General features: G+C 68.5%; 15 protein-coding genes and 2 pseudogenes. 9 read left to right on the plus strand and 8 right to left on the minus strand.

Features of this window, described 5'->3' with window-relative positions:
* Nucleotides 1–10: 10 nt before the first annotated feature.
* Both ACIQGQ_RS25265 and ACIQGQ_RS25270 read left to right on the plus strand, forming a co-directional pair.
* A complete protein-coding gene (locus ACIQGQ_RS25265) occupies nt 11–1,654 on the plus strand; it encodes an AAA family ATPase (protein WP_402399098.1) in 1,644 nt (547 codons plus the stop codon).
* A 14-nt stretch (nt 1,655–1,668) separates the two neighbouring features.
* Entirely contained in the window at nt 1,669–2,838 is a 1,170-nt protein-coding gene (locus tag ACIQGQ_RS25270; RefSeq protein ID WP_402399101.1) for an HNH endonuclease, read from the plus strand.
* Nucleotides 2,839–3,053: 215 nt separating this feature from the next.
* Here ACIQGQ_RS25270 and ACIQGQ_RS25275 read toward each other — a convergent pair whose 3' ends face one another.
* The 4 genes from ACIQGQ_RS25275 to ACIQGQ_RS25290 all read right to left on the minus strand — a co-directional run bounded on the left by ACIQGQ_RS25275 (nt 3,054) and on the right by ACIQGQ_RS25290 (nt 5,527).
* Nucleotides 3,054–3,314, minus strand: a complete 261-nt coding sequence (locus tag ACIQGQ_RS25275; protein ID WP_402399104.1) for a hypothetical protein — start codon at nt 3,312–3,314, stop codon at nt 3,054–3,056.
* 386 nt (nt 3,315–3,700) lie between these two features.
* On the minus strand, nt 3,701–4,660 hold the full coding sequence (locus ACIQGQ_RS25280) for a tyrosine-type recombinase/integrase (protein WP_402399107.1): 960 nt from the start codon (nt 4,658–4,660) through the stop codon (nt 3,701–3,703).
* 189 nt (nt 4,661–4,849) lie between these two features.
* The gene (locus ACIQGQ_RS25285) at nt 4,850–5,056 is read right to left on the minus strand and encodes a helix-turn-helix transcriptional regulator (protein WP_402399110.1); all 207 of its coding nucleotides are present in this window, start codon (nt 5,054–5,056) and stop codon (nt 4,850–4,852) included.
* A gap of 315 nt (nt 5,057–5,371) precedes the next feature.
* Nucleotides 5,372–5,527 (minus strand): helix-turn-helix domain-containing protein, encoded by a 156-nt coding sequence (locus tag ACIQGQ_RS25290; protein WP_402399113.1) that lies wholly within the window; start codon nt 5,525–5,527, stop codon nt 5,372–5,374.
* A gap of 399 nt (nt 5,528–5,926) precedes the next feature.
* Here ACIQGQ_RS25290 and ACIQGQ_RS25295 point away from each other — a divergent pair, with 399 nt between their 5' ends.
* The 6 genes from ACIQGQ_RS25295 to ACIQGQ_RS25320 all read left to right on the plus strand — a co-directional run bounded on the left by ACIQGQ_RS25295 (nt 5,927) and on the right by ACIQGQ_RS25320 (nt 11,499).
* Nucleotides 5,927–6,820, plus strand: a complete 894-nt coding sequence (locus tag ACIQGQ_RS25295) for a hypothetical protein (protein ID WP_402399213.1) — start codon at nt 5,927–5,929, stop codon at nt 6,818–6,820.
* Nucleotides 6,817–7,509 carry an ATP-binding protein gene (locus ACIQGQ_RS25300; protein ID WP_402399116.1) on the plus strand — a complete coding sequence of 231 codons (693 nt, stop codon included), beginning with the start codon at nt 6,817–6,819 and terminating at the stop codon, nt 7,507–7,509. The genes ACIQGQ_RS25295 and ACIQGQ_RS25300 overlap by 4 nt, the downstream gene beginning before the upstream one ends.
* A gap of 924 nt (nt 7,510–8,433) precedes the next feature.
* Nucleotides 8,434–8,841 (plus strand): plasmid mobilization protein, encoded by a 408-nt coding sequence (locus ACIQGQ_RS25305; RefSeq protein WP_402399119.1) that lies wholly within the window; start codon nt 8,434–8,436, stop codon nt 8,839–8,841.
* Nucleotides 8,838–10,544: a relaxase/mobilization nuclease domain-containing protein gene (locus ACIQGQ_RS25310; protein ID WP_402399122.1), complete on the plus strand. Its 1,707-nt coding sequence runs from the start codon at nt 8,838–8,840 to the stop codon at nt 10,542–10,544. Before ACIQGQ_RS25305 ends, ACIQGQ_RS25310 begins: the two co-directional genes overlap by 4 nt.
* Nucleotides 10,545–10,646: 102 nt before the next feature.
* Nucleotides 10,647–11,027, plus strand: a complete 381-nt coding sequence (locus ACIQGQ_RS25315) for a hypothetical protein (RefSeq protein WP_402399125.1) — start codon at nt 10,647–10,649, stop codon at nt 11,025–11,027.
* Nucleotides 11,028–11,181: 154 nt separating this feature from the next.
* Nucleotides 11,182–11,499 carry a hypothetical protein gene (locus ACIQGQ_RS25320; protein WP_402399127.1) on the plus strand — a complete coding sequence of 106 codons (318 nt, stop codon included), beginning with the start codon at nt 11,182–11,184 and terminating at the stop codon, nt 11,497–11,499.
* 221 nt (nt 11,500–11,720) lie between these two features.
* On the opposite strand, the gene ACIQGQ_RS25325 is transcribed toward ACIQGQ_RS25320, so the two are convergent.
* The 3 genes and pseudogenes from ACIQGQ_RS25325 to ACIQGQ_RS25335 form a co-directional block, all read right to left on the minus strand.
* Nucleotides 11,721–12,905: a hypothetical protein gene (locus ACIQGQ_RS25325; RefSeq protein WP_402399130.1), complete on the minus strand. Its 1,185-nt coding sequence runs from the start codon at nt 12,903–12,905 to the stop codon at nt 11,721–11,723.
* Between the two features lie 48 nt (nt 12,906–12,953).
* Nucleotides 12,954–13,303 (minus strand): annotated as a pseudogene (locus tag ACIQGQ_RS25330) (glycosyltransferase); the annotation flags it as partial.
* Nucleotides 13,304–13,764: 461 nt separating this feature from the next.
* A pseudogene (locus ACIQGQ_RS25335) lies at nt 13,765–14,286 on the minus strand (flavoprotein).
* A 261-nt stretch (nt 14,287–14,547) separates the two neighbouring features.
* Here ACIQGQ_RS25335 and ACIQGQ_RS25340 point away from each other — a divergent pair.
* The gene (locus tag ACIQGQ_RS25340; protein ID WP_402399215.1) at nt 14,548–15,543 is read left to right on the plus strand and encodes a phosphotransferase; all 996 of its coding nucleotides are present in this window, start codon (nt 14,548–14,550) and stop codon (nt 15,541–15,543) included.
* On the opposite strand, the gene ACIQGQ_RS25345 is transcribed toward ACIQGQ_RS25340, so the two are convergent.
* Nucleotides 15,540–16,577 carry a glycosyltransferase gene (locus tag ACIQGQ_RS25345; RefSeq protein ID WP_402399132.1) on the minus strand — a complete coding sequence of 346 codons (1,038 nt, stop codon included), beginning with the start codon at nt 16,575–16,577 and terminating at the stop codon, nt 15,540–15,542. The genes ACIQGQ_RS25340 and ACIQGQ_RS25345 overlap by 4 nt on opposite strands.

Genomic DNA, 16,577 nt, shown 5'->3' on the forward strand with positions numbered 1-16,577 from the left:
GGGGGAACCGATGCAGCTGCTACAGCTGAGGCTGCCCGACTACTGTGGCCTGCGGGACTTCACCCTCGACCTGGAGAATGCCGTCGACAACGGGCAAGCCATTGCCGTACTGATCGGCCCCAACGGAGGGGGGAAGTCCCGGGTCCTGCACGCGCTCGCGGAGCTCTTCGGGGCTCTCTACCGCTGCGCCCTCGGCCATACAGGCCGCACAGACTTCGGGTACGAGGTGCGCTACCGGCTCCGCGACACGACCGTCGAGATCGTGCAGGCATCCGCTGAGGTGGAACCAGTCATGTGGGTGACAGACGCTGCCGGATCGCACGACGAGACACCGCGTCACGACTGGCTCCACCATCTTCCTGACCACGTCTTCGGCTATCAGGTCCACGGACGGGTCCCCTGGGGCTCCGAGTTCGAGCGCCATGTGCGCTTCGCCGAGGCGGAGCTAGCAACGTGGCGCGAGCAGTGGACGGAGTCTTGGTTCGCATGGCAAGACCGGCCGGAGAGCGAGGAGGGAGTGTGGTCGGAACAGTTGGGGCTGCCGATCACGTGCCCGCTGTACGCCCCGGGATTCCTGTGCACGCCCGACTGGCTCCCCCTGATCCTGCTCTCCCTGGCCGCCCAGTGGGCGGACGTTTTCGGCGACTACCTCAGAGAACAGGCCGGGGTGGATGGGATGGTGTCCGCCACACTGCACCTGCGCGCCCCTACGTCGGTGGGGGAGGAGTTGACGGCTCTACCGTACTGGGGGCTGGGCGGGCCGCCGCGCGCCCTCTTCGCCGAGGCAGCGGCATCCGGCCGCTTCGGACCAGTGCCAGAATCGGACCCGCTTTACAGCACTGGCACCCCCGATGACGGGTTCGCCCTCACCATAAGCAACCCCGAGGACGTGCTCTCGTTCCGCAATCTCTTCGACAGCGACCTGTCGATGTTTGGGCTCCTGTCCACCCTCCAGATGGCCGGCTATCTGACCGTCGACGTGCGCGTCCGCAAGGCGGACGGCGCCGTCGTCCGGGCGGACCAACTGAGCTCCGGCGAACAGCAGATCCTCACCGTCCTCGGGCTACTGCGGCTGCAGCGGGGCCAAGAGTCGCTCTTCCTGCTCGACGAACCCGACGCACACTTCCACCCCGAGTGGAGCCGACGCTGGTATTCGTCCGTGCAGAGCATGCTCGGCGATGGACAGCGCTCGCAGTTCATCGCTGCCACCCACGAGCCCCTCCTCGTCTCGAACATGCTGCGGCAGCAGATCCGGGTGCTTGACACGGACACCGATGGGCGGACCAAGGCGCTCGTCCCGGACACGACCCCGCGCGGCCAGGGGGCCGGCGGGCTGCTCACCTCGGACCTATTCCGCCTCCGAAGCCAACTCGACGAACACACGCAGGATCTGATCGACACCCAGTACCGCCTCATACCGGTGGCCGAGGACGACCCCGAAGCTCGTCAGGAGCTCCAGAATGTGACCGACCAGCTCGATGGACTGGGCTTCTCCACATCGCGCCGCGATAAGGTGCTCTCTTCCTTCCTGGCGGAGCTGCACCGTCGGCGCACGGAACTCGTTGAACGAGCCCGAAACGGGACTATGACGGGCGAGGAGCTCGAAGCGACCGCACGTGTGCTCTTCGACGAGCGCTTCTCCCGGGGGGTCTGATTGCGATGCGCCACGTGGACAACAGCGGACTCACCGCGCCGCAGAAGTGGGCAGACCGGGCCGCTACGGAACTCGAGAAGCTCCAAAAAGACGCGAAGGACGCGGACAAGGAGCTCTCCTTCCGCGAGATGTGGCGGGAGGACGCGATCCGGGACCGGATGATCGCCCTCATCGGGGAGAAATGCTGGTATTGCGAGACCAGGTTCGTCCGCTCGCCTTATCACGTAGACCACTACCGGCCGAAGTCGGTCATCGTCGGTGAGGCAGAGCGCCGCGGTTACTGGTGGCTCGCTTACGACCCTGCCAACTACCGCCTTTCCTGCCACCACTGCAACAGCGGCGGTGCCCGCTACGGCAATCAGAGCGCCGGACCTGGGAAGGGAGCCCGCTTCCCCCTACTCGGGCAACGCACATCGGCAGGCGGAAGTCTGGAGGATGAGCTACCGGTTCTGCTCGATCCCGTTGTGGTCGAGGATGCCGAACTCATCGGATTCGACGGCCAGGGCCATGCCCGGCGACGTCCCGAGCGGCCGTACTCCAAAGACGAAGTGGCACAAGACCTCTGTCGGGTGGACGAGACCATACGCATGCTCGCGCTCAACTCCGACCTACTCATCGAGAGCAGATCTACCTTGATCGGCAGGGTGGACGGACTCGTCCAGCTGTACCTCGCCAGCGAAGGCCACGCTGGCGCGGCGCTGTACGCCCGCACCGAGCTCGACCACCTGACCCAGACGACCGCCGAGTGGAGTGCGGCGGCCACTGCAGCCGAACGTCTGGCCTTCCTCGCCCACGACCGCTCGGAAAACGGCGCACCCCTTGAGAGAGGGACGGGGGGCGACGTCGCCGAACACGCCAACGACGGAACCGAGCCCTCAGCGGCTACGACGACGGGCCATCACATCGACCTGCGGACCCTGGTAGCAGCCTTACCTCCCGAGGCGTTCTCCGCAGGCGGGATCGTGCTGACAGGCCGAGGGAAGCGGGGCCCAGCCAGGGCTACCCTGCTGGCGGACGGCAGCATAATTTGTTTCCAGCGGCCCTTGACCACACCCATGTCCGCGGCGCGGATGGCAACTGGCGACGACCAGGTGGACGGGTGGACCTTCTGGTCGTTGACGGTGGACGGCACAACCCGGACACTCTCCGACCTGCGCGCCTTCGTGATCGCGAAGGATGGCTAACGAGCACCGTCCCCACCAGTCATCCCATCTGCACCTTGACCGGCCGCTCACGTCATCGTCCGTCGCGCCGCTCCTGTCCGTAGAGGCTTCCCTAGAGGTATGGCTTCACTTCCTCCGGCGTGGGCTCACGTGTGTGCGGCATTCCTGGAAGCCGGATCAAGGGGTCGATCAACCCCACGTAGCCCCTTGCCCACTGCACCCAGCACCAGGCCGATTCAAGGCCGACTCGTCCACAGCGCCGTCCAACTCGCCGATACGAGGCTCCAATGCCGTGCAATACGCGCTGAGGACAGCAGCCTCATGACATCGCCCGACCTCTTCGCGAAGTAACTCAGCGAGTTGACCGCGAACACTCGTTCCTTCACCACGTCCATGGCGGCTTGCCAGCGGACCTTGGGTTCTGCCCTGACCTGCTGCTCGCCCTGCCTGCGCCGCGCATGCTCCACCGCCCGTACCTCGATCTCTCCAAGGATCACGCCCAGGGCTTCTTCAAGGGTCCGGTTCTCCCTGTCCCGCCAGCGACCGGACCGACTGATCAGACCATGGGCAAGCTCGACGACGAGACGAGCGGGCCGCACCGGCTCCGTGGACGCCGGGAACTCCTGCTTGCAACAGTGACGGTGTACGCGAAGCCGTCGACAGTGACGTCCAATCCGCCCTCGCGTAAGGGAAAGGACAGCTGGTCTTGCGCACCTGGCATCCTCGCCATACCGCCTCAGCCACCAGGGCCTGCAGCAGGATCGACCTACGACGCAGTGCACACGGCACACCAGGCGACCCTGGTCGTCTTTGAGCGCAGCCACCTTTTCTGAGCAGACAACCGCCTCCCGCCCCGTTCGATACCGGACGGGGCGAGCTTCGCTCATGCTGCGGCGGTGAGCGGAACGTCCAGCCGCTCCCACGCCCCGAGCACTGCCTTGTGGGCATCAGGCTGTAGGTGAGCGTAGCGCTGGGTGGTCTGGAAGCTCTCGTGGCCGAGGAGGTGCTGGACCTCGTAGAGCGAGACCCCCTTCTGGACGAGCCACGAGGCGCAGGTGTGGCGCATGGAGTGCGGCGGATAGTGCGGCACGGGGAGCTGCTCCCCGTCGGTGTCGAAGTAGTGGGCGTTCCCGATGGCCGGCCACCAGGTCTGGCGGCGCCAGTTGCCGTCGTCGAGCCGACGACCAGCGCGGCCCTTGGTGACGGTGGTGAAGACCAGGGCGTCGCGGCCGAGTGGGTGGATGTGCCGTTCGAGGGCGTCCAGGACGTGTGGCGGGAGCGGGACCTCCCGGCGGCTCCTCGAACTCTTGGGGTACTCCTTGATGCCGCTCTTGGTGTTGACCTCCACCACGAACAGGCGGGAACGGCGCTGGTCGATCCGATGGCGATGCAGGCCGGCGAGTTCGCCCCAGCGCAGGCCCGTGTAGAAGCCGAGCAGGCACATGGTGCGCCATGGGGCCGGGAGCTCGTCGACGATGCTCTGCGCCTGGTCGAGGGTGAACCACTGCGGCGGCTTGACCGCGATCTGCGGCAGGTCGATGTTCCGGCAGGGGCTAACCGCGATGACATCGTCGTCGACGGCCGCACGCATGATGGACGACAGCAGGTTGTACGCCCTCTTGATCGCCGAGGCGCCGACCCCCTTCTCGACCAGTCCGCGGATCCAGCTCTGTACATCCATGCGGGTGACGGCCCGCATCTCCCAGTCGGCCCAGTGGGGCAGCACGTGGTTCTTGATGCTGGAGGCATCACCGCGCAGCGTGTGGGGCTCGACCACGCGGGCCTGCCACCAGCGGTCGTGCCACTCACGGAACGCCAACTCGCCCGCTCGGGGATCCCGCATGCTTCCACGGGCGAACCGGGTCTCCATCTCGGTACCCCAGGCACGGGCCTGTGCCTTGAGGGGAAACGACTCGCTGAACCGGTCTCCAGCCCGGTTGCGGACGGTCGCCTGCCATTTGCCGGACTTCAGCTTCCGGAAGTACGCGGTTCCGTTCCTTCCTGCTTCGCGTCGGGGCGGACTGGGTCCTGCTCAGCGGCGCCGCGCGGGCGAGGAGACCGCCCGGCTGTTGATGAAGTCGTCCAGGCTCGCGGCGGGGACGCGGACGCGAGAGCGAGCCGGTCCCGTGCGCAGGTCGACGACGGGCAGCTCGCCGGCGGCGATGAAGCGGTAGATCGTTCGGCGGTCGACGTCCAGGGCGGCGGCGACGGCAGGTATGGACAGCAGACGCGGGGCCATAGGCGGTTCCTTTGCGTGAGAAAGAGCGACGAGAATTGAGAGATCCAGCTGGGGCGGGAGCTAACAAGCCCCGCCGATGCTGCGAGATCGCCGAATAGGGCTTCTACGTACGGCCGGGATCTCCGAGCGGAGCAGAAGAGGAAGCAAGCGGAGTTACGTGTGCGCGGCGGGGAATCTGAAATCGGCGCGTAGGATAATCGAGCAAGGCGTCCTCTGGGAAGGTGGGCAGACTTCTGGAAAGGACCGGCACGACGGGCGTTCCGGGACCAACAATCATCCGGAGAATCGCCGGTTAGGCTAACCGGCGATCGTCGGCTATATTCCGCCCGCGCCGTCCGGTTCCAGGTGCGTGCGTTGGCCGGTGAGAAGGGCCTGCGGGGCGACCCCGAAGGCCGTGGCGATGGCGACGAGGTCGTCGATGTCGCAGCGGCGGACGGTGCGTTCGATGCGGGAGAGGGCGGTGAAGGTCATGGGCCGGCCGAGGGCGGTGACGCGGTCGGCGAGCTAGCGCACTGGGAGTAGCTGCGGGCTGTGCGGATGCGTTCGATGACGTGGGCGGCGGCTCGTCCGGCGGGTCCGATTTCGAGGGGGGGTGGCGGCATGGGTGGTGTTGTAGCTTGCGCGCCAGCCCTTCCGGAAGGGCATTCCTGTCTGCCGTGAGCGATGCGGATCACACGGCGATTTCCGGCGATGATTTCGCCGACCGGCGTTTCGGTTCTACAGCCACCAGGCCACGAGCGAAACGACTTGTGCATGATTCCAGAACCAAGTCTGGACTTTCGCACACTGGGTGTGGCTGTGTTGTCCATGCACCCTGGCGTCGCCGGATTCCCTGCCTCTCTCCCTGATTTCGAATGGTGGTCGATCGACATCGCCCGTATCCGCACCATCAAGCCCGAGGCGTTCGCGTCGGAGTCCCTCGCATCCGTGCCCCTGTCCGCCGAGCGGACCTTCTTCGGCCTGCTCACCCAGGCCGACGACCAGGGCCGCCTCCGCGACCAGGCCGCCGTCATCGCCGGCCAACTGTGGTCGCTGCGCCGCGAGCACGGCCCGGTGGAGGTCGAGGACGACCTCACCCAGCTCGATGCCGCCGGGCTGATCTGCCGCTACGAGGGCGGGGACGGCAAGCGGTACCTGCACATCGTCACCTTCGCCAAGCACCAGAAGATCAACCGTCCCAGCGGCGTCCGCAATCCCCCGTGCCCGTGGCACGATCTCAGCGTTCCTCGTGAGCTCTCACCGCAGGCGTCCGGAGCGGCCACGGAGCCCTCCGTAACTCGGCCGGGAGGACTCACGGGGACATCCGTGAACGACGGATCTGCAGGTCAGGGCGGAGTCAGTGAGTCCTCGCCGCAGACGCGGGGCGGACTCACTGAGCCTGCGGTGAGTCCTCACGGTCCGGATCTAGGACCTAGGAACAGGGATCTAGGAACTACCCCGTTGGGGGGCGCGAGCGCCCCCGCGCCGCAGACCGTCTCGGCGAAGGACCTGATCGGCGAGTACGCCGCCGCGTGTGCCCACCACCCGCCCCGGGACGTCCTGGGCCAGCTCGGCGTGCAGGTACGCAGGCTCCTCGGCGAGGGCATCGACCCCGCTCACATACGGGCGGGTCTCGCACGGCATCGTGCCAAGGGCCTGCACCCGAGCACTCTGCCCAGCCTGGTGCACGAGGCCATGAACTCCACCATCTCCGCGCCCGCCGCCGCCCACCGGCCGTGGACCAACCCCGCCGACGTCGCCGCCGCCTACGGAGGTGACCTATGACCGCCGCCCTCGCCCGGGACCCGCACCAGTTCGGCCGGATCGCCGACCGCCTCGGCGCCATCCTGACCCAGCGGGGCCTCGGCCCCGCCGCCACCGCGCACGAGCCGCCGGAGCCCGTCACCGCGCTGGAGCTGGCCGATGCCCGCATCCCCGCCCGCTACCGGGGCGCCCTGACCGACCACCCCCACATCACCGCCTGGGTGGACGAGATCGCCCGCGCCGGCCGCCCCGGACCGGCAGGCGCACCGGGAATCTCGGAGGGCTCGTCCCTGCTGATCGCCGGCCCCACCGGCACCGGCAAGACCCACCAGGCGTACGGCGCCATCCGCGCCCTCCTCGCCGCCGGGGTCCGCCTGCGCTGGGAGGCCGTCACCGCCGCCGACCTGTACGCCCGCCTGCGTCCACGCTCCGGCTTCGACAGCGAACGCGAGCTGCAGACCCTGGCCAAGTGCCCGCTACTGCTCCTGGACGACCTCGGAGCGGCCAAGACGAGCGAGTGGACCGAGGAGCTCACCTACCGGCTGATCAACCACCGGTACGAGCACCTGCGCCCCACCCTGATCACCACCAATCTCCCCACCGCCGACCTGCGTACCGCCCTCGGGGACCGCGTCGCCTCCCGCCTCGCCGAGATGACCGAACGCGTCATCCTCGACGGCCCCGACCGCAGACGCCACCCCGCAGCCTGACCTCCCGGGCTGCCCTCCTGCCCGCACCCGGGGCACTGGAACACCGTGCTCGCCCCGGTCCCCGGCCTGCGGGGTCCCGACAGGTCCAGCGGAGACCGTACGCGGGGACCGAACCCGTCGAAAACGGGGACCGTCCCCCTGACGACCCGTCGGTCCCCGGTCCCTGTCGGGGACCGGCCCCCGACGCATGTTGGGGACCGGGCTCCAGCCAGAGGCCGCGACAGAAGCGGGACCGGGGACCGTGAGGACCTGCACCAGGGAACCGCCGAGGCCCGAGGAACGGGGCCCAACCCGCCCGCCACAGGCACGAAACTGCTGCTCAGGGCGCCACAAGGCCAGTCCTCGCGCCCGTCCCCTACAGCATGCGGAGTCGGTCCCTGGAGATTTCGCCCGCCGGGACCGCCCTACTCGGTACCTGACGGAGCGAGGTGTCACCAAGGCAGGGACACCGGCCCGGGGACCGAGCAAGGCGGAGACCCCCCACACACAAGACGGTCCCCGATACGGGACCGGCCGCTGGGGACCGAAGCCTCGTGGGGACCGGTCCCCAGGGGACCGGGGACCGCGGCGGGGACGAGGGGCCAAGGGGTCAGGAACGGGGACCGAGCACGGCGCCCTACGCAGGCGACGGCGGAACCCGCAGACGTCCGACTCAGCTGCGCTTCTTCACCGCGTGCACACCCTCACCAACCATCCGCGCAACGACGAAAAACACGGAGACCAGACATGCACAACCCGCACCACGAAGTCCCCTCCACGCAGCAGGAGATGACCACCCCAGCCCCGGGCGGAGCAAGTTGGAGGTTCGGACACTCCCCCGTCGGGGGTGCGTCCGAACCGGTGCCCGCCCCGGGGGTGGCAGGCGCCCTCCCGCGCCAGGGGGCGCGGGAGGGAAGGCCTGCGGCCGAGGGCGGACCGCAGCCGGTGCGACGTCACCGGGGCAAGTCCCGCGTACGTGCTCGTACGCAGCGCCGCGCGCACAGCGTCCGCCTCAGCGCTGCCGAGCACGCGACCGTCGCCGTCGGCGCCGAGGCGGTCGGCATGAGCGTCGCCGGCTTCCTTGCCCACAGCGGACTCGCCGCCGCCCGCGATCTCGACCGCACCGCGGCCGCCATCGCCAGTCGCCAGGACGCCCTGGCCGCCCTGTTCGCGCTCCGCCGCCAGCTCGGGTACGCGAACAACAACCTCAACCAGGCAGCCCGCGCACTCAACAGCGGTGCCTATCCCGACGGTCTGGAGGACACCATTGCCGCCGTCCGACGTGCAGCCGACGATGTCCGCCACGTCACCGCCCGCCTCACCGACCCGAACTCCGAAGGCACCGCCGCTTGATCCCCCGCATCCACAAGCAGGGCCCTAACACCGTCCGCCTGCTCGCCTACCTCTACGGCCCCGGTCGCCGCGAAGAACACACCGACCCCCACCTCGTCGCCTCCTTCGACGGCCTCGCCCCCGACCCAGGACGCGACCCGAGCACCACCCTCGCCGACCTCGCCCAGCTCCTGGACGAGCCCCTGCACCTCCTCGGCGAAGACGCCCGCCCCACCTCCCACGTGTGGCACACCTCCGTCCGCGCCGCCCCCGGCGACCGCACCCTCACCGACACCGAATGGGCCGACATCGCCCGTCGCGTCATCGCCGCCACCGGCATCGACCCCGGCGACGGCGCGGGCTGCCGCTGGGCCGCCGTCCGCCACGCCGACGACCACATCCACCTCATCGCCACCCTCGTCCGCGAAGACGGCCGCCGCCCCGACCACCACCGCTCCGCCAAACGCGCCCAGACTGAATGCCGCCAGATCGAGGTCGACTACGACCTCCATCGCGTGGCGGCGGGGGACGGTACTGCCGCCAAGCGGCCCACCAGCGCCGAACGCCATAAAGCCGACCGCCTCGGTCGGCAGCGCACCCCACGCGAGGAGCTGCGCGAGGCGGTCCGCCGCTCGGCGGCCGGCGCAGCCAGTAAAGAGGAATTCTTCGACCGCCTCGCCTCGGCCGGCCTACTCGTCCGGCGGCGCATCGCGCCCTCGGGCGACACCCTCGGCTACACCGTCGCCCTCCCCGACGACCGCAACGGCAAGGGCGAACCGGTCTTCTACTCCGGCTCCAAGCTCGCCCCGGACCTCTCGCTGCCCCGGATCCGCGAACGCTGGTCCACGTCCGCGGAAGCCCCCTCCCCGGAGCCGTCCCAGCCGTGGGTGACCGGGCCCGCGTCCGCACGCCGACGCACCACCACGGCCGCCTGGCAGGCCCTGCTCGTCATCGACCACGGCGACGACGGTGTCATCGCCGCACAGATTGCCGCCGCAGGGGAGGCCCTCGACGCCCTCGCCAAAACCTCTGCTGCCCACACCCGCCACGAACTCCAAGCCGCAGCAGCCGCCTTCGAACGCGCCTCCCGCTCCCACGTCCGCGCCGCACGCGGGCACGACCACGCCCTGCGCCGAGCCGCCCGCGACCTCGTCCACAACGGTCCGGCCCTCGGCCGGGGCGAGGACGGCGCCACCACGGCCATGGTCATCGACATGCTGTTCTTCCTGATCACCGCCGCCGCCCACTGGCACGCCAGGAAGCAGCACGATCAGCAGGCCGAAGCCGCCCACCAGGCAGCCGCACACCTCCGCGCCGCCTACCCAGCCGCTGCCGGGCACTCCATGGCCGTGCTCCACCAACAGGGCAGCCGCCTGGCTCCCGCCCGGCAGCGCCACCACGCCACCGCCGTACGCCAAGCCCTGCCCGAACTGGCCGACCGCATCCTCGCCGAACCCGGCTGGCCCGCCCTCGCAGCCACCCTCGACGAAGCCCGGACAGCCGGCCACAACTCCACCGACCTGCTCGCGCAGGCGGCCGCCCGGCGGGAGATGGACACGGTGGAGCGCATAAGCGACGTGCTCGTGTGGCGGCTACGACGGATGGCCGCCCTCCCCGCCGGCCCCCGGAGCCGGCCAGCACGAGGCACCGCTGCCGTTTCCTCGCCGGAACGGGCGGCATACATCGACACCGGGTCGGCGAACACCCCTCGCCGACGACGGTGATCCGGGAAACAAGGCGGAAAGGTATCCCAGAATCGCCGGTTAGCCTAACCGGCGATTCTCCCAACAATTGACCTTCCGCCCCCCATCTGGAAGGACTCCCACATGCCCCAGCCCGAAGCACATCCCGAAGTCGTCGCCCTGCTCTGGGACACGAACGCCCGACACCTGCACGACACCGACGTCTGGACTCACCGGGACGGCCGTCCCTTCGCGGAAGAAGAAATGACTCTGATCTCTCGGGTTACCCGAGCCGACTTCAAAGAACTGAAGGCACAGCAGGCCCGCTATCTGGAGTACATCCGTGAATGCGAGGAAGCGCCCGAGACCATCCAGATTTTCCTCGCCCCGTTCATGGAGCAGCTCGACGAGAAGAACCTCGGCAATGCCCACGAGCTGATGACGGAGGACGAGCGCGCCGAGTTCAACCGTCTGCTCGGGCTCATGATCGGTCCCGTCCGCCCGTTCACCCCGTACGCCTTCTGACGATAAGACGCCACAAGCCGTCGGAAGCACCGTCAGACCGACTACCCCACTGGACGCCCACCGTCCCGGCCGACCGAGCGCCGCCCCGCCCCGCCCCTAAACTCTCAGGAGATTCCTCATCCCCGCCTCTGCTCCCACCCCTCGTCCCCACGTCATGGCCTTGCTCTTCGACACGGATTTCAACCGGTTTTGGGGGTCCCGCAGGTTCCGCCACCTCAACGGCCACCCCTTCACCGACGAGGAACAAGCGCTCGCCGATGACGCCACCCTCGAAGAATTCCAGGCCGCCGGTGTTCGCGTCCACAACCCCGAAGCCGTCGCCGAGGCCGAAGCGGCCGCGACCGAACTCGTCAAGCTGGTGCATTCCTACGCCCTCCGGAATCACCGATCCCTCGTCCAGTTCATGACCCACGAGGACATGCTGGAGTACGACCGCCTGTGCGGAATCATCGTCGCGGGCACCGATTCGTGATCCGCAAGCACTGAGAAAACAACCCAGAGACCCATACGGAAAAGCCGGCCGGTGGCGGTGAACTCCCCGCCGCCGGCCCTCCGGCGCCCAGAAGCCACCTGGCTTCAGGCGACCAAGCCCTGGGGCAAATCACGCCAGCAACGAGTTGCCGGAGCAGACTCAACGCGGGACGCACTGACACCTGATCTGGCGACCCCCAAGATGCAAGGACCTTGCACCCTTCAGCGGGGGATGATCAGATCGCTAAGTTGCCCAGCAGTTGGTATCCGGCCGCGGTTGAAGACCACCGCGACGAACAACACCACCACTGGCAGAAGTGGGACGAGCGCCGCCTCAGGCAATCCAAGGGTTGCCGCACCGGCCATAACCAGCACGACGGCGGCGCCCACCGTCAGCATCCGCGTTCGCTCCCGCGGCGCGGCCGGAGCCACACCGGCGAGTTGATCAGCGTCGAGCAGGTCGTCGGTGCGGCCTTCGGCATAGCGCTCGGCAATCGTCAGCAGCATCACGATGAGGTCTTCCAGGGCGCGCCCCGGTTCAGAATCCTGCCGGGCCTCGGCTCTTCGTAGCGCTCCTACCACCAGGGCAGCGTGCGCCTTGAACTGACGTTCGTTGTGCCGTCGGGCCCTGGCACGGCGGGTGCGGTGGGCCCTCCAAATGACCTGCTCGACTGGTTGCATGGAAACTCGTGGAATCTGGCAGTCCGGCTGGGTCTCCTCCCAACGGCGGAGCACTGTCGCACACTGTGCTGCGACCGTCAACAGAGCAACGGTCGGCCAGCAGCGCCGGTACTCCATTCGGGCACTCGTCTTGTCGGGGTATCCCGTGAGAGATTCCAGGTCATATGCCGCATAGGTCGCGGCATTGCCGGAGCTGGTCAGGTTGCCGCGCTTGATGATCCACATCTCGGCAACCAGAAATAGGGCAAATGCCGCGATCCCCGCTGCCGGACCGATCACACCCAGATTCCAGGTACGCACCGCGGTCGGCACTGCGATCACACTGCTGAGCAGCTTCTGAACCACGCCGGGCGTCGGCCCCGGGTCCGCGCTCAACCGCAGATGCTCCCAGTCGGCTATGTCGTCGACGTTCATCAAGACGACTTCCAGCAGGATGAACTGGAGTGTCCTGATTGGCATCGCCAGCGGGGCGGCGCGCCACCAGCGCACGACGTACAGCGGGGCCAGCCCATGACCGTCAACACGATCTTGTATTCGAGCAGGCAGTACCAGTATCTGCGTCAGAAGCGGAGCGGCTCGACGCACCCCTGAAGCATGGCGTATCCGCTCGAAGCGTTCCAAAGAGCGCACCCCCCAGCGCTGGACGGGCCCGGGAATCAGGAAGAGGGGGACTGCGACCAAGGCCGCAAGCTCAACGGCCAGGATGAGATAACCGATTGACGACACCTCGACAGTCTCACGTACCCCACCGACAGTGGCGCTCGAATCGCGTCCTCAGCCGATCGCCACGACGTACATGCTGGCCCACTTACGCCTCGGGTTGACCATCGTCGGGTCGAATTCCCACGGCTCGACGCTCTCGCGAAGCCGGCCTCCGCGAACAACTGGCGGATCTTGTCCAGGACGTGGGCCCAGTAATGAGGCGCGTACGTCACGTCGTCGTCCTGGTCGCGGAAGACGTAGTTGATCAGGTCGAGATAGGTGTTGATGTCCTCGCGGCAGGCGCGCTTCGTGTACCAACGCTTGATCATCTCTCGGGCGTCCTCCGGACCTGCCGGGTAGTGGCCGAGGACAAAGGCCGCATCCGGCACGCCCGTGATGAGCTGACCGCCGGGGGCGAGGACACAGTAGGAGCGGCAGGCCGCCGTAGTACTCCAGGCGCTCCCCGGCCTGGCCAAGTAGATCCTCTCCGAACGCGCCTGGCCCACTCTCGACACCACCCTCAACGACGCCATCACAGCCGGCTACGACCCCGCCGCGCTCCTCATCCAAGCCGCCCGCCACAGCGAACTCGACACCGCCCCCAACGTCACCGAAGTCCTCACCTGGCGCCTGGGGCGCCTTTCGGATCTGGCAGTCGGGAAGCCTCGCACAACAGGCCAGCAGACAGAGATCAGCATGGCCCTGCCACACCCGCGCCAAGGGCGACGTGGTCAGGCTCCCTTCCAAGGAGCCGCTGCACAGACACTGCCCCGATCGACACATCCCACGTTCACCCGGTGAACAGGTCGCAGCTCGCTCTCAGAAATGCCGTTCCGCGCCGGAACAGAGAACCCGTTCCAAATGAGAAGGGGCGAGATCGCGTTCAGTCGAGCTTGCCCTCCAGCAGCTCCAACGCCTTCTCCCACCGGAAGCGGTCCGCTCCCCCGCCCGCCTTCGGCCGGTGCGGCTCGTACGACCCGACCAGCACGCCCATCTCCCGCAGCTAGTCCAGGCTCCGGTCGTACGCCGGGTGTGCGGCCATGGCTGCGTTCACGTACGGCAAGACGACCGTCGGGATGCCCATCCCGTACGCCTCACACAGGATGCCCAGCGCGAGGGTGTCGGCGATGCCGGCGGCCCACTTGTTGAACGTGGCCGGCGCGACGGCGATGGCAGGCGGGAGGGGGCGCGGGTCGCCGGGACTGCGCCAGGCCGAGCGGATCGGGTAGCCCGTCTGGGCCTCGATCGCCTCGGTGTCGAGGAAGCCGAGGCCCTGTGGTGTGGCTATGACACCGACGCCCCAGCCTTGCTCCTGCGCGGCGGTGATCAGCCTGTGTGCGTCGCCCGCGATGCCGGCGGCGCAGACGACGACGTACAGGAAAGGCTTCTTCGGCCGGTCGTTCATGGCTTTGCCCCCTCGTCGACGCGCTCCCCTGCGGTCACGATCCAGACCCTAGCCGTCAGCATCCGCGGACGGGGCCGGGCCAGAGAAGCCGCCTACCACCTGCACGAAGGGCACGGTGTCTGAGTACAAGCGTCGGCCAGACCACGGATGCCCGGTGCCGCGCGGTGATCCTTGTGCACCCGGGTGCCCGGCTCACGTATCGTCGCCAAGGTGACCAACGCGCATGTGGCGAGCAGGCACCGCATTCCCTCCAATGATCTTGTGGCACTGATCAAGGAGTTCGACCTCGGGGACGTCGTCGACTGGCTTCATCTGGCTGACGGCCTCATGAACGTGAACTGGCAGCTGGCCACGCCGCGAGGGACCTTCGCCCTCAAGCGGGTCACGGATGTACCGCTCGACAGGTTGCGCTGCAATCTTGCCGTGTTGCCGACCCTGGCTGAGGCCGGCATTCCGGTGATCGTCCCTGTGGGAGGCTCCTCGGGTGGGGTCGTGGCCGAAGTCGGTGGAAGCGGGTACTGCTTGTTCCCCTGGGCACGAGGAGCGCACGTTCGTGGCGTAGACCTCCCCCTCGCTCAGGTGAGGCAGCTCGGCGCAGTCCTCGCCAAGCTCCACCTGGCGCTCGGGCACGCCGCCGAAGCTGGGGTCCTCTCCCCTGTTCCCGTCAGTCTCACCGCGGACGTCGTCACGCCGGAACGGGCGTCGGAGAAGGCCGACCGGCTCGCTGCTGCTGCGCGGTCCCACGGTTCGGGCGACGCCTTCGACGCGGCCGCGCTCGATGCCCTCGCCAAGCGTCGGGTGCTGCTCGCCGAGTACGCGGCCCTACGCCCTGAGGGAGACGTTCCCGCAGGGCCGTACGGCTGGACGCACGGCGACTTCCAGTACCGGAACCTCCTCTGGGCTGACGGCGAACTGACGGCCGTCCTGGACTGGGACCGGCTGGGCGTCCGCCCGTGCGCCGAGGAGGTCGTCCGTACGGCGCAGGTGCAGTTCGGGGTGGAGGGCGTCTTCGACCTGGAGCGAGTGGCGGCCTTCGTGAGCGGCTACTGGTCGGTGGTCCCGTTGGAGCCGGGCGCGCTGCTCGACGCCGCACGCCGCCTGTGGTGGAAGCGGATGACGGACTTCTGGCAGCTCGAATTCCACTACGACCGCGGCGACCACTCCTGCGACGACCTGTTCATCGCCGACGAGGCGCTCCTCCACTGGTGGACGGAGCGGCTCGACGAGGTGGAGCGGGCATTCGGCGGCGCTCTCTAGATCCCCAGGTCCCGGAGCTCTGGGAGGCACGGGCGGGTGAAACGTGCTGCTCTGGCCTGTGCCCGCTCCCCCAGCGCTTCGCGGTCTACGTCTCGGATCGCTCGCGCCCACGCCTCGGGGCCGGCGGTGGCGGTGGCGGGCAGGACGATTCCGGCGTGGCCGATGGCTTCGGGGATCCCGCCCCGGTTCGTACCGATGGTCGGGACGCCGTGGAGGGCAGCCTCGACGATCACGCGGGGGAAGGCGTCTTCCACGGTGGATGGGACCAGCAGCAGGCTGTGGCTGCGGTACAGCGGCTCCATGTCGTAGACACGGGGCACGTACGTGACGTTCGGATAGGCCGCGAAGTCGCCAGACGTGTCCCACCAGCCCTCGACCAGCGTGAAGGGCTGCTCCGGCATGAGGCGGATGAGCTGGTGCAGCAGCTCGGCGCCCTTGGCTGGGATGGGGTTGACCATCAGTACGGCCGGGGTGCGCTCCGTGTCCGTAGCCGGTCGTGGGCGGGCGAACGGCGGGTACACCACGTCGATGCGGGTGCCGGGCGTGCGGGGTGCCCGGTCACGGACGAACTTCGACACGGCCAGCCCGTAGTGGGGGCGGCCAGCGAGCACGCCCAGGCCGGTGGCGGAGACAGAGTGGAGCAGGCCAGCGACGAGCGTGGTCGGCTTCGCCAGTTCGGCCAGCCTCGCTGATCCTTCCTGGGCGGTGAACACGATATCGGGGCGGATCTCCCCCAGGAGGCTGCCCAGTGCGTGCTCCACATTGTTCTGCGTCAGCGCCGCGCACTCGACCCCGCTCCACCGGTAGCGCAGGGTGTCGTCCGCTTCGTCGTACGGGACGCGATGCCTTTCGAGATGGGCGCGCATGTCGGGGAGCTGGGTGGCTCCGTCCCACGGCGGCTCATGTGAGCCGAGGTAGGTGACGCGCCAGCCGGCGACGGCGAGTTCTTCGGCGAGAAGCTGCTGGGTGACCTCGGCGCCGCCGATGAGGAAGGGGGGCGGAGTGCGGCGCCAGGCGAAGAGGGCGGTGGGCAC

Source organism: Streptomyces sp. NPDC092952 (genome assembly GCF_044754785.1).
Lineage (GTDB): Bacteria > Actinomycetota > Actinomycetes > Streptomycetales > Streptomycetaceae > Streptomyces.

What these genes read in the sequence shown, in the direction of transcription:
- ACIQGQ_RS25265 (WP_402399098.1), top strand. Translation starts at nt 11, where the DNA reads ATGCAGCTGCTACAGCTGAGGCTGCCCGACTACTGTGGCCTGCGGGAC.
- ACIQGQ_RS25290 (WP_402399113.1), bottom strand. Translation starts at nt 5,527, where the DNA reads ATGACCTTCACCGCCCTCTCCCGCATCGAACGCACCGTCCGCCGCTGC.
- ACIQGQ_RS25285 (WP_402399110.1), bottom strand. Translation starts at nt 5,056, where the DNA reads ATGGCCCCGCGTCTGCTGTCCATACCTGCCGTCGCCGCCGCCCTGGAC.
- ACIQGQ_RS25320 (WP_402399127.1), top strand. Translation starts at nt 11,182, where the DNA reads ATGGCCTTGCTCTTCGACACGGATTTCAACCGGTTTTGGGGGTCCCGC.
- ACIQGQ_RS25300 (WP_402399116.1), top strand. Translation starts at nt 6,817, where the DNA reads ATGACCGCCGCCCTCGCCCGGGACCCGCACCAGTTCGGCCGGATCGCC.
- ACIQGQ_RS25315 (WP_402399125.1), top strand. Translation starts at nt 10,647, where the DNA reads ATGCCCCAGCCCGAAGCACATCCCGAAGTCGTCGCCCTGCTCTGGGAC.
- ACIQGQ_RS25280 (WP_402399107.1), bottom strand. Translation starts at nt 4,660, where the DNA reads ATGCGGGATCCCCGAGCGGGCGAGTTGGCGTTCCGTGAGTGGCACGAC.